This window comes from Flavobacterium sp. CS20 (assembly GCF_018080005.1).
Classification (GTDB): domain Bacteria; phylum Bacteroidota; class Bacteroidia; order Flavobacteriales; family Flavobacteriaceae; genus Psychroflexus.
Genome location: NZ_CP073015.1, coordinates 2,861,761 through 2,874,101, shown reverse-complemented (window position 1 = coordinate 2,874,101; position 12,341 = coordinate 2,861,761). Strand labels below are relative to the sequence as shown.

General features: G+C 34.6%; 12 protein-coding genes, 1 other RNA gene and 3 pseudogenes. 9 read left to right on the top strand and 7 right to left on the bottom strand.

Going from position 1 to position 12,341, the window contains the following annotated elements; translation table 11 throughout:
* The first annotated feature begins 33 nt into the window (after positions 1-33).
* The 3 genes and pseudogenes from IGB25_RS13705 to IGB25_RS13695 all read left to right on the top strand — a co-directional run bounded on the left by IGB25_RS13705 (position 34) and on the right by IGB25_RS13695 (position 3,538).
* Positions 34-519: an acetyl-CoA carboxylase biotin carboxyl carrier protein subunit gene (locus tag IGB25_RS13705; protein ID WP_211065478.1), complete on the top strand. Its 486-nt coding sequence runs from the start codon at positions 34-36 to the stop codon at positions 517-519.
* A 19-nt stretch (positions 520-538) separates the two neighbouring features.
* Positions 539-1,990, top strand: coding sequence for an acetyl-CoA carboxylase biotin carboxylase subunit (gene accC, locus IGB25_RS13700; RefSeq protein WP_211065477.1), 1,452 nt, complete (start codon positions 539-541; stop codon positions 1,988-1,990).
* A 6-nt stretch (positions 1,991-1,996) separates the two neighbouring features.
* Positions 1,997-3,538: pseudogene (locus IGB25_RS13695) on the top strand (acyl-CoA carboxylase subunit beta).
* Positions 3,539-3,807: 269 nt separating this feature from the next.
* Here IGB25_RS13695 and fsa read toward each other — a convergent pair.
* The 3 genes from fsa to ffs all read right to left on the bottom strand — a co-directional run bounded on the left by fsa (position 3,808) and on the right by ffs (position 5,427).
* Positions 3,808-4,464, bottom strand: a complete 657-nt coding sequence (gene fsa, locus IGB25_RS13690) for a fructose-6-phosphate aldolase (protein ID WP_211065476.1) — start codon at positions 4,462-4,464, stop codon at positions 3,808-3,810.
* Positions 4,465-4,474: 10 nt separating this feature from the next.
* The gene (locus tag IGB25_RS13685) at positions 4,475-5,278 is read right to left on the bottom strand and encodes an SDR family oxidoreductase (RefSeq protein ID WP_211065475.1); all 804 of its coding nucleotides are present in this window, start codon (positions 5,276-5,278) and stop codon (positions 4,475-4,477) included.
* Between the two features lie 50 nt (positions 5,279-5,328).
* Positions 5,329-5,427: signal recognition particle sRNA small type (gene ffs, locus IGB25_RS13680), an RNA gene on the bottom strand.
* 90 nt (positions 5,428-5,517) lie between these two features.
* On the opposite strand from ffs, the gene IGB25_RS13675 reads away from it, so the two are divergent.
* From IGB25_RS13675 to IGB25_RS13655, 5 genes and pseudogenes are all read left to right on the top strand, one after another.
* On the top strand, positions 5,518-6,546 hold the full coding sequence (locus IGB25_RS13675) for a glutaminyl-peptide cyclotransferase (RefSeq protein ID WP_211065474.1): 1,029 nt from the start codon (positions 5,518-5,520) through the stop codon (positions 6,544-6,546).
* 72 nt (positions 6,547-6,618) lie between these two features.
* Complete coding sequence (locus tag IGB25_RS13670) at positions 6,619-6,870, top strand: type II toxin-antitoxin system ParD family antitoxin (protein ID WP_211065473.1); 252 nt, start codon at positions 6,619-6,621, stop codon at positions 6,868-6,870.
* Entirely contained in the window at positions 6,863-7,162 is a 300-nt protein-coding gene (locus IGB25_RS13665; protein WP_211065472.1) for a type II toxin-antitoxin system RelE/ParE family toxin, read from the top strand. Before IGB25_RS13670 ends, IGB25_RS13665 begins: the two co-directional genes overlap by 8 nt.
* A 55-nt stretch (positions 7,163-7,217) precedes the next feature.
* A pseudogene (locus IGB25_RS13660) lies at positions 7,218-7,325 on the top strand (glutaminyl-peptide cyclotransferase); the annotation flags it as partial.
* A gap of 26 nt (positions 7,326-7,351) precedes the next feature.
* Positions 7,352-8,914: a hypothetical protein gene (locus IGB25_RS13655; protein WP_211065470.1), complete on the top strand. Its 1,563-nt coding sequence runs from the start codon at positions 7,352-7,354 to the stop codon at positions 8,912-8,914.
* A gap of 4 nt (positions 8,915-8,918) precedes the next feature.
* Here IGB25_RS13655 and IGB25_RS13650 read toward each other — a convergent pair whose 3' ends face one another.
* The 4 genes and pseudogenes from IGB25_RS13650 to glyA all read right to left on the bottom strand — a co-directional run bounded on the left by IGB25_RS13650 (position 8,919) and on the right by glyA (position 10,940).
* Positions 8,919-9,152: a T9SS type A sorting domain-containing protein gene (locus IGB25_RS13650; protein ID WP_211065469.1), complete on the bottom strand. Its 234-nt coding sequence runs from the start codon at positions 9,150-9,152 to the stop codon at positions 8,919-8,921.
* A 62-nt stretch (positions 9,153-9,214) separates the two neighbouring features.
* Positions 9,215-9,367 (bottom strand): annotated as a pseudogene (locus IGB25_RS15070) (DUF2059 domain-containing protein); the annotation flags it as partial.
* 21 nt (positions 9,368-9,388) lie between these two features.
* Entirely contained in the window at positions 9,389-9,619 is a 231-nt protein-coding gene (locus tag IGB25_RS15065; protein WP_247653533.1) for a hypothetical protein, read from the bottom strand.
* Between the two features lie 34 nt (positions 9,620-9,653).
* Complete coding sequence (gene glyA, locus IGB25_RS13640) at positions 9,654-10,940, bottom strand: serine hydroxymethyltransferase (protein ID WP_211065468.1); 1,287 nt, start codon at positions 10,938-10,940, stop codon at positions 9,654-9,656.
* 113 nt (positions 10,941-11,053) lie between these two features.
* Here glyA and fahA point away from each other — a divergent pair, with 113 nt between their 5' ends.
* Positions 11,054-12,340 (top strand): fumarylacetoacetase, encoded by a 1,287-nt coding sequence (gene fahA, locus IGB25_RS13635; protein ID WP_211065467.1) that lies wholly within the window; start codon positions 11,054-11,056, stop codon positions 12,338-12,340.
* The last annotated feature ends 1 nt before the right edge of the window (position 12,341 follow it).

Genomic DNA, 12,341 nt, shown 5'->3' with positions numbered 1-12,341 from the left:
TTATATTTACCGTTCAAAACAAGCTCACTAAATATGACAAAATCCTATCAAACCCAAGTAAACGGTGAATACGAATTTGATTTTACCGATGAAAAAATACAACATCAAGATATAATAAGTATTTCAGAGTATGATTTTCATATACTTTATCAACACCAATCTCATCAAATTCAAGTTCTGCATAAAAATTTCCTTGAAAAGACTTACCATATTAAAATCAATTCTAACATCTACGAAGTTAAAATTTCAGACTCACTAGACCTTTTAATAAAAAAACTTGGGTTATCACTTGGTAAAACCCAAATAGAAAATAAAATAAAAGCACCTATGCCGGGATTAATTTTAGAAATTAATGTCAAGGAAAACCAAGTTATCAAAGAAGGTGAGTCTTTATTAGTTTTAGAAGCTATGAAAATGGAAAATACAATCACAGCTACTAGTAACGCAACCATCAAAAGTATAAAAGTCAAAAAAGGTCAATCCGTCTCCAAAAATGAACTATTGATTGAATTAGAATAAGCTTGAAAAACAAAAACACATGAAAAAAATACTTGTTGCCAATCGTGGTGAAATTGCTTTAAGAGTGATGAAGAGCATCCAAAAAATGGGAATCAAAACAGTTGCTGTTTTTTCAGAAGCTGATAGACATTCACCTCATGTTAAGTTTGCTAATGAAGCGGTTTGTATTGGTCCATCTGCATCTTCAGAATCTTATCTCAGAGCTGATAAAATCATAGAAGTTGCCAAAAAACTCAATGTTGATGGCATTCATCCTGGTTATGGATTTTTAAGTGAAAATGCAGAATTTTCAGCACAAGTCGCAAAAGAAGGAATCACATTTATCGGTCCCAAACCTCATGCTATCCGGGTTATGGGAGATAAACTCGTCGCCAAAGAAACCGTTAAGTCCTACAATATTCCCATGGTACCAGGTATTGATGAAGCAATCACAGACATTAATAAAGCAAAAAAAATTGCCAAAAACATTGGTTTTCCTATTTTAATCAAAGCCTCGGCAGGTGGTGGTGGAAAAGGTATGCGTATTGTAGAAGACGAAAAATCATTAGAAGAACAAATGAAACGTGCCATTAGTGAAGCTAAATCAGCGTTTGGAGATGGCTCTGTATTTATAGAAAAATATGTAACTTCACCACGACATATAGAAATCCAAGTACTAGCCGATACACACGGCAATGTCGTCCATTTGTTTGAAAGAGAATGTAGTGTGCAAAGACGACATCAAAAAGTCATTGAAGAAGCTCCTTCTTCCTTACTTAACCAAAATTTACGCCACAAGATGGGAGAAGCTGCTGTCAATGTGGCAAAATCTTGTGATTATATCGGTGCTGGAACAGTTGAATTTTTAATGGACGCAAATCTTAATTTCTACTTTCTTGAAATGAATACACGCCTACAAGTTGAACATCCTGTAACTGAATGGATTACTGGCGTTGATTTGGTAGAACAACAAATTAAAATTGCCAGAGGTGAAAAATTAAGCATCAAACAAGATGACTTGCAAATTAATGGTCATGCTTTAGAGCTTCGTGTTTATGCTGAAGATCCAACTCAAAACTTTATGCCCAGCGTTGGTCACCTCAAACGATATCAATTGCCCAGTGGCAAAAATATCAGAGTTGACAACGGGTTTGAACAAGGCATGGATGTGCCAATTCACTATGACCCAATGCTTTCAAAATTAGTGACTTATGGCGATACCCGCGAAGCTGCTATACAAAAAATGATTGAAGCCATAGATCTATACGAAATCGAAGGTGTTGAAACCACATTAAGTTTTGGGAAATTTGTTTGTCAACATGAAGCATTTCGGTCTGGAAACTTTGATACACATTTTGTTAAAAAATATTATACCCCAGAAAAGCTCAAAGAACAATACAAAAATGAAGCCCAACTAGCATCCATAATTGCTATAAAAACATATCTCGAAGAATGCAAGCTTTTAAAAATTCCTGATGCCAACAAAAATTAATATGTGATGACAACAAACAAAAATAATATTCAAGATAAAATTAAACAAGCTAAACTTGGTGGCGGTAAAGAACGTATCAAAAAACAACACGATAAGAAAAAACTCACTGCTAGAGAGCGTGTAGAATACCTTTTAGACGAAGGAAGTTTTGAAGAATCTGGTATGTTAGTCACGCATCGCACCACTGATTTTGGGATGAATAAACAAATCTACTACGGCGATGGTGTGGTAACAGGTTTTGGTCAAATCAACGGCAGATTGGTTTGTATTTACGCACAAGATTTTACAGTTTTTGGCGGTGCACTATCAGAAACCCATGCTGAAAAAATTTGTAAAATTATGGATCATGCCTTAAAAGTCGGCGTGCCTATCATTGGCTTAAATGACTCTGGTGGTGCTAGAATTCAGGAAGGCGTTCGATCTCTTGGTGGCTATGCCGATATATTTTATAGAAATGTTCAGGCATCTGGTGTGGTACCACAAATATCTGCCATTATGGGACCATGTGCTGGCGGAGCTGTTTATTCGCCAGCCATGACGGACTTTACAATTATGGTACAAGATACCAGTTATATGTTTGTAACTGGACCACACGTGGTCAAAACGGTTACAAACGAAGATATCACAGCAGAAGAACTCGGTGGAGCTTCAGCTCATTCTACAAAATCAGGTGTAACTCACTTAACAGCTTATAACGATATTGAGTGTTTAGAAAACATCAAAACCCTACTGGGTTATTTACCACAAAGCCACAAGAGCAAACCCAAAAAATTGGAGTACAAATTAGGGGAAGAATACCGACCAGAACTTGAAAATGTTGTACCTGAAAACGCTAATAAACCTTATGATATGCACGATGTTATCAATGGTATTATTGATAAAGATTCTTTTTTTGAAATTCATAAAAACTACGCAGACAATATCATAGTTGGATTTTCGAGACTCGGTGGAAGAAGTGTAGGCATTGTTGCCAATCAACCTTTGAGCTTGGCTGGTGTGCTTGATGTTGATGCTTCTAAAAAAGCAAGACGATTTGTAAGATTTTGCGATGCTTTTAACATCCCTCTATTAGTACTTGTGGATGTACCAGGATTTTTGCCAGGAACCGACCAAGAATGGAATGGCATCATTTTGCACGGTGCCAAATTGCTTTATGCTTTAAGCGAAGCTACGGTTCCTAGAATTACATTAATTACACGTAAAGCCTACGGTGGTGCTTATGATGTCATGAACTCTAAGCATATTGGTGCCGACCTCAACTACGCTTAGCCAACGGCTGAAATTGCTGTGATGGGTGCTAAAGGTGCAAGCGAAATTATTTTTAGAAAAGAAATTAAATCAGCCAAAGACCCAGAAGCAGAACTAGCTAAAAAAGAAAAAGAATACGCTGACATGTTTGCCAACCCAATGCGAGCCGCTCAGCGAGGATTTATTGATGAAATTATAATGCCTCAAAATAGCCGAAGAAAACTAATCAAAGCTTTTGCTACTTTTGAACACAAAACTGTTTCTCGTCCAGATCGTAAACACGGCAATATACCTCTATAATGATAAAAGATTCAAATGGATAACCATAGATGTATTTAGATATCCACTTTATAGCTCGAAGAATAATTCTTGGAATGTTACAAGATATGTTGCTTATAACACAGGTCTCTTTATCTATTTGAGTATTTTTTAATTTCATATAAAAGCAAGACTGTTCATCTATATTTATTTTTGTATCAGTCAAATCACTTAAAACCTTTTATATTGAACCCAAATAATTAGATAACTATCAGATAAAATTTTCAAAAGATTCCATATAAACAACAAAACTATCCATTGCTCTTCTTATAATCAGCCAAAAACTTTTCTAAACCACTATCGGTTAATGGATGTTTGAGTAAACCTTCAATAGAGCTTAATGGACCTGTCATCACATCTGCACCAATGAGTGCACAATCAATCACGTGCATCGTATGTCTTACTGAAGCGGCTAATATTTCGGTTTCAAAACCATAATTATCATAGACTTGTCGGATATCGGCAATCAGATTTAAGCCGTCGGTAGAAATATCATCAAGTCTTCCTATAAAAGGAGAAACATAACTCGCGCCAGCTTTAGCCGCAAGCAAAGCTTGACCTATTGAAAATACTAAGGTACAATTGGTTTTGATGCCGTGGTCAGAAAAATACTTTATGGCTTTAATGCCATCTTTAATCATTGGCATTTTAACCACAATTTGGTCGTGAAGTTGAGCCAAGGCTTCACCTTCTTTTACAATACCGTCAAAATCAGTCGCGATAACTTCTGCACTGACATCACCATCCACAATTTCACAAATGTCAATATAATGTTGTTTGATATTGGCTTCACGAGTAATGCCTTCTTTAGCCATCAGAGAAGGATTTGTTGTTACACCATCAAGAATGCCAAGGTCTTGGGCTTCTTTAATTTGGTCGAGATTAGCGGTATCAATAAAAAATTTCATAGCTTAAGTTTTAAAGTTTGTAGTGTTTTAATAATATTTTTTCAAATAATTTCTGAGGTAAAAGATGCTTTAAAGTTACAGAAAAACTTTGTAAAAACGCACCAGATTTATAGTTGACTTTTGGATTTGAATTCTGAATGATTTGATGAACTTTCTTGGCAATTTTTATGGGATTTTCTCCTTGATTCACATCTTCGTCCATCAATTCAAGTGAGGCTTTATAATTTTTGTAGTAAGGAGAATTTTCTTTTAAAGGCGAATGGAATCTACCTTGAGCAATATTGGTAGCAAAATCGCCAGGAGCAAGGTTCACCATTTTAATATTAAACTCTTTGATTTCCATCCGGTAGGCTTCGGTCACTTTTGCTAAAGCACTTTTAGACGCCGAATACATCCCGCGAAAAGGCAAACCCATATGAGCGGCAATTGAAGTAATATTGATGATTAAACCATTGTTTTGCTCTCGCATAAATGGCAAAACGGTATTGATAACCGTCAATGGATCAAAAAAATTAGTATCAAAATGATCCTTAGCTTCTTTTAAAGGTATTTCTTCCATTGCACCTGTTATGCCAACACCAGCGTTGTTGATAAGAATGTCGATACGTTTTTCTGTACTAATAATATTTTCAACACAAGATGTTATGGTTTCTGGTTTGGTAACATCTAATGCTTTAAATATTACACCATTAATTTTATCAGATTTAGGATGTCTTGAAGTACCGTAAACAATATAGTCTTGTTTAGTTAGATATTCAGCAATGGCTTGACCTAATCCAGAAGATGCACCAGTAACCAATACAACTTTAGGCATAATTTATTTTTTGGTAAATATCGGAATTTCTATTGACATCAAGGCATAAAAAAAGGCAAGCGACCTACATCACACCGCTACGACCATCTACCTTTGCTGCGTTCCCGCCCTGGAGGATTCGACAGGAGCTGGTTGTGTAGGACTTGCCAATTGCAAATATACAACCTTTATGACTTTTGCCAATGTTTTTGTTTTTAAATTTGTCTAAATTTGTATCAAATTCTTTTAAAGTTTTACAAATGCGTAACTTATTATTTATCTTATTTATATTGCCTTTGGTTTTAAACTCTTGTAAAGATGTGAACCATTTTAAATTAGATTTTAAAACTCCTGCCGACAACTTAAAAATCGGTCAAACTTTGGAAGCTGAAGTTGTTCCTCTGACTGGTAAAACCATTGATTCCATTGATTTTCAATTTCAAGATAAATCAGGCGTTACTTCAAAGCAAATAGATTTGCCTTTAAAAAACATGTTGTTGGGAAAGCATGATTTAAAGCTAAAAATTTATGCCGATAATGAAGTGTTTAAAATGACTAAAACTGTTAAAATATTTAATAATAAACCTCCTAAAATTTTGAATTATGAAGTCATTAATGCTTTTCCACACGACATTAAGGCTTATACACAAGGTTTAGAATTTTATAAAGACACTTTGTATGAAAGTATTGGTCAATATGGAAAATCGGAATTGCGAAAAGTTGATTATAAAACCGGTAAAATTTATAAAAAACATCAATTAAAAAAACATTATTTTGGTGAAGGTCTAACTATTTTAAATGATAAGATTTATCAACTCACTTGGCGTGAAGGTGAAGGCTTGATTTATGATGTTAATAGCTTTGAGATTGTAGATAAATTTAGATATGACAAAAGCGAAGAAGGTTGGGGTTTGTGTCACGATGAGAATTATATTTATAAAAGCGATGGAACTGATAAAATTTGGCGTTTAGATTCGCAAACTTTGAAAGAAATCGATTACATCCAACCGACAACGCATAATTCTATTTCTGAAAAACTCAATGAGTTGGAATATATCAACGGAAAAATTTATGCCAACACATACCAAAAAGATGGCGTTGCTATTATCAATCCCGAAAATGGTGCTATTGAAGCAGTTGTTGATTTTAGAAAATTAAAAAAACAAGTGCGACAACATCCAGATTTAGACGTGTTAAATGGTATTGCTTATCATCAAAAAACTCAAAAGATTTATGTTACAGGTAAAAACTGGAACAAATTATTTGAAGTGAAAGTCATTTCAAAATAATAGTATTGAGCAGTTTAAAAGAAATTTTGCATACATACCAGTTTTTGGTATATTTGAAAAAATAGTTGTCAAATGAGCAAAAACACATCAATATCACTCGGAAATTATTTTGACCAATTCGTTCAAAACCGTATAAGTGAAGGAAGATTTAAAAATGTTAGCGAAGTAATTCGTGCTGGATTGAGACTTTTAGAGGAAGAAGAAAATAAGGTAATTGCCTTGAAAGCCTCAATACAAGAAGGAATTGACAGTGGCATAGCTCACGACTTCGACCCCAAAAAACACCTTGAATCTCTAAAAGCGAAAAAGCACTCGAATGGCTAAATATAAGTTGACGAACAAAGCTGTCGAGGACTTATCAGTAATTTGGAATTACACTCTTGAAGTTTGGTCTGAACAACAAGCGAACAAATATTACGACGAACTAATATCAAAATGTGGAGAAATTGCTGAAAATCCTAGATTAGGGAAAAATTTCAGCGGAATATCAAAACAACTTTTCGGAATGAAAACAAATCGGCATATAATATTTTACAGGACTAAAAATGAAAATTATGTTGAAATAACAAGAATATTGCACGAAAGAATGGACTTAAAGAAAAGAATAGCTGAATAAAAAACTGCGCACTACAAGAGGCTATAAATAATGAGGGTCTTTTGGCAAAATCTAAGATTTAGACGTGTTAAATGGTATTACTTATAAAGTTAAAACTCAAAAATTCTATGTTACAGGTAAAAACTGGAACAAATTATTTGAAGTGAAAGTCATTTCAAAATAATATTAAAACTCTGTCGTTTTTAAACTATGATAAAATTCTGTAAAACCTACTTTCCGTTGCTTTTAATTTTAGCTGTTGTGTTAATGTCTTCTTGCCGAGAAGATTTTGATTTTGAACCGAGTTCAGGAAATCTCGAATTTTCAACTGATACTTTATTCCTTGATACTGTTTTTACTAACATCGGATCCAGCACGTTTCAATTTAAAGTCTATAACCGAAGTGACAACGACATCTCTATACCAAGCGTAAGTTTAGCAGAAGGCGAAAATTCAAAATACAGATTAAACATTGATGGTTTGCCAGGCAAAACATTTGAAAACATTGAAATACAGGCAAATGATAGTATTTTTGTCTTTGTAGAAGTGACCGCAAGTATTGAAGAACTCGCTGCTCAAAACAACCAGTTTTTGTTGACTGATGAAATTCAATTTGATAGTGGCGACCGACTTCAAAAAGTCGATTTAGTCACGTTAATTCAAGATGCGGTGTTTCTTTTTCCTGAACGTTTTGAAGATGGTAGCAACGAAACCATTTCTTTGGGTATGAATGAAGAAGGCGACGAAGTGCTGATTGATGGCTTTATTTTAGACGACTCTGAGCTTACTTTCACAAACGAAAAACCTTATGTCATTTTTGGTTATGCAGGTGTGCCAAGTGGACAAACCTTAGAAATACAGGCTGGTGCAAGAATTCATTTTCACGAAAACAGTGGCATTATAGTTGCCGAAAATGCGTCTTTACACGTTAATGGGCAGTTGAGCTCCGATCCTGAAATTTTAGAAAACGAAGTCATTTTTGAAGGCGATAGACTCGAACCCGAATTTTCTGAAGTGCCAGGTCAATGGGGAACGATTTGGCTAACCGCAGGAAGCACCGATCATCAATTTGATTATGCCACCATAAAAAATGCCACAGTTGGAATTTTAATGGACTCAAATGACGGTACAGAAAACCCGACTTTAACCCTGAAAAATACACAGATTTACAACTCATCTAATGTGGGTTTATTAGCTAGAACAGGTTTTATAGAGGCTGAAAATTTTGTGGTTAACAATTCTGGTCAAGCTTCTGTTAACCTGTCGCTTGGTGGTCGATACAGTTTTAAACACTCTACCATTGCTAATTACTGGCAAAATTCTTTTAGACAATTTCCAGCTTTATTGATAGAAAACCAATTGGAAACTCAAGAAAATTTGTTTGTAGCAGATTTGGTTGAAGCGACGTTTTCAAATTGTATCATTTATGGCAATGAACGCGTCGAGATCCTGTTTAATCGTTCAGAAGATCTTGCATTTAATTTTAAATTTGAAAACAGTTTGTTGCATATTGACCCGTTTAATTCTCAGCCCTTAGAAGAACCAGAATTTGATTTTAACAATACAAATTTGTATGAAAATATTGTTTTAAATCAATCTCCTGGGTTTTTAGACACACAACTTAATCAATTGAATATCAGCGAAGAATCTCTTGCTAATGGCATTGGTAATACGCAAACCTCTGCGGAAGTGCCATTTGACATATTGGGCGTAAACCGTTCTCAAAACCCTGACGCTGGAGCTTATGAAAGTGTTGTGTTTGATGAGGAGTGACATATCAATTCCTAACAATCAATTTCTGCTTAAATGAACGAGTTTTATCTTGTAATTCTAAAATATAAATTCCGTCGGCGAAGTTTTGAATATCTAAATTGATATCCGTTTGATTATATTTTTTTTGAAATAATAATTCACCTTGTAAAGAGTAAACACTGAGTTTTTTAATTGGGTTAATTGAGCTAATATTGACATCAGAAGTTGCTGGATTAGGAAAGATTTTGGGTTGGTTCAAATATAAAAAAACCGCCTCTTTTTGAGACGGTTTTGAAAAATAAACTTTTCTTAATTCTAAACTTACTTCGTATATTTTTGAATCAATGGCATCAATTTCATATTGAGTTCTTGTGCCATTCCCATAGATTCTTTAGTCATTTTTTCTTGAACTTCAAGTGTTTTTTGACCGAGTTCACTATTATAAAAGTTTAATAGCTCTTTGACTTCATCGTGAGTGTAATATTCAGTACTCTTTTAGGCCAATTTCATATAAAAATCATCCATAATAGGTTGGAGTTCTTTTTTGAAAGCCTCTACATTATCTTCAGGAATCATTGTGTAAATTTGACTCATATTGGCTTCTACAGCACCAGAAGATAGTTTAGTGAGTTTGTAAGCATCTTGAACAAAAGCTTCGTCTTGAGCTTGTGCATAAATAAATGTTCCTAAGAACAAGGTTAAGGTTAATAAAATGGTTTTTTTCATCATAAAAATATTTAAGGATTAATAATTAATTAGGTTACGCAATTTGGGTTTCTACAAACAAAGGTTTGTTTTTAACCTTTGTTTCGAGAGTTTGTTTTAAAATTTCTAAAGCTTTATTATCGTCGTGATTTGTGATGACTTCATCTATCAAGTCAACCACCCATTTCATATCAGATTCAACAAATCCTCTTGTAGTAATGGCGGGCGTGCCAACACGAATACCAGAAGTAACAAACGGCGATTGGTCATCAAAAGGCACCATGTTTTTGTTGACAGTGATACCAGCTTTGCCAAGAGCTTCTTCAGCCGCTTTACCTGTGATGTTTTTATTTCGCAAATCGATTAACATCATGTGGTTATCAGTTCCATTAGAAATTAAATTGTAGTCTTTGTCCACAAAAGCTTTTGCCATGGCTTCCGAATTTTTCTTGACTTGGATTGTGTAATGTAAAAATTCGTCAGTCAATGCTTCACCAAATGCTACGGCTTTGGCAGCAATAATATGTTCTAATGGACCGCCTTGATTGCCAGGAAAAACACCAGAATTCATCAGAGATGACATTTTTTTAAGCTTTCCACTTTTAAACTTTTCACCAAATGGGTTGTCGATATCTTCGCCGATTAAAATAATTCCACCACGTGAATCACGAAGTGTTTTATGGGTAGTTGAAGTTACCACGTGACAATGCGGAATAGGGTCTTGAAGCAATCCTTTTGCAATTAATCCTGCAGGATGTGCTATATCGGCTAACAAAATTGCACCAACCTTATCTGCAATTTGTCTAAAGGCTTTATAATCTATTTCTCTGGAATAGGCTGAAGCACCAGCGATAATCATTTTAGGTTTTTCTTTGAGTGCAACGCTTTCAACTTGGTTATAATCAATTATTCCCGTTTCTTTATCAACGCCATAAAAAACAGGATTGTAAAGTTTTCCAGAAAAATTTACAGGTGAACCATGCGTTAAATGACCGCCATGCGATAAATCAAAGCCTAAAATTTTATCACCTGGTTGTAAGCACATTGAAAAAACAGCCGTATTAGCTTGAGAACCCGAGTGTGGCTGAACATTAGCAAAACTTGCTCCAAACAAAGTTTTGGCTCTATCTATCGCAATTTGTTCGACTTGGTCAACAATTTCGCATCCGCCATAATAGCGTTTGCCTGGATAGCCTTCGGCGTATTTATTGGTCAAAACAGAACCCGTCGCTTTTAGCACGTTTGGGCTAACAAAATTTTCACTGGCAATAAGTTCTAATCCATTTTTTTGTCGAGATTCTTCTGCTGAAATAAGCTTAAATATTTCTTTATCTTCTGTCATAATAATTTATCGTTAAAACTGATTCAAAAATAATAAAAGCATTCGGTTAATTAACATAAAATAATATATTTGAATAATGTTTAATCTTTTTATTTACACTATAAAACTTTAATATGAGCTTATTGGCCAACGATCCCAAACGAAAAACCTGGTTAGAGATTCCTGATAACACTGATTTTCCAATACAAAATATTCCTTTTGGTGTGTTTCTAACTCGAGATGATATTATCACTATTGGTACACGAATTGGCGATTACGCTATTGACCTTGGTGCTTTACATCAATTAGGGTATTTTGAAGGCATTCCTTTAACTGATGATATTTTTCTTCAAGATACTTTAAATGATTTTATTGCCGATGGTAGAAAAACTTGGCGAAGTGTCAGAAATAGAATAGCTGAAATATTTGATGCCAATAATCCTAAATTAAAAAATAATAAAGATCATCGCCAAACGGTTTTGTTTAAGCTTGATGAAATCGAAATGCAGATGCCTGTTCAAGTTGGTGATTACACTGATTTTTATTCTAGTAAAGAGCATGCAACAAATGTGGGTAAAATATTTAGAGATCCAGAAAATGCTTTGTTACCCAATTGGCTTCACTTACCTGTAGGTTATCATGGTAGAAGTTCATCGATTATTCCTAGCGGTATTCATGTGCATCGTCCTCAAGGTCAAAAATTACCAAAGGGAGCTAACGAACCTATTTTTGGTCCTTCACGATTGGTCGATTTTGAATTGGAAATGGCTTTTGTAACCACCGCGACTAATCACTTGGGACAGCCTATTCCTATTGATGATGCCGAAAACAATATTTTTGGTATGGTCATTTTTAATGATTGGAGTGCACGTGATATTCAAAAATGGGAATATGTGCCACTTGGTCCGTTTTTGACCAAAAGTTTTGCCTCTTCAATATCACCGTGGATTGTAACTCTTGATGCTTTAGAGCCTTTTAGAACTGAGAGTCCAAAACCTATTAAACCACTTTTACCTTATTTAAAATCAAAAGACAACAAAAAGAGTTTTGATATCAATTTAGAAGTTGGAATAACACCTAAAAACGCTACTGAAACCGTCGTATCACATACCAATTTTAAATATATGTATTGGAATATGAGTCAACAATTGGCACATCATACCATCAATGGTTGCCCAGTTAACAGCGGTGATATGATGGCTAGTGGAACCATTTCTGGACCAACGCCAGGTTCTTATGGGTCAATGTTAGAATTAACTTGGCGTGGAGAAAAACCTTTAAGGTTAAATGATGGTAAGGAACGAAAATTTATTGAAGATTTTGATACTGTAACGATGAGAGGTTATTGTCAAAACCACGAGGTTAGAATTGGTTTTGGTGAGGTCAGTACTCAACTTTTACCTGTTTTTAAAAACAAATAAA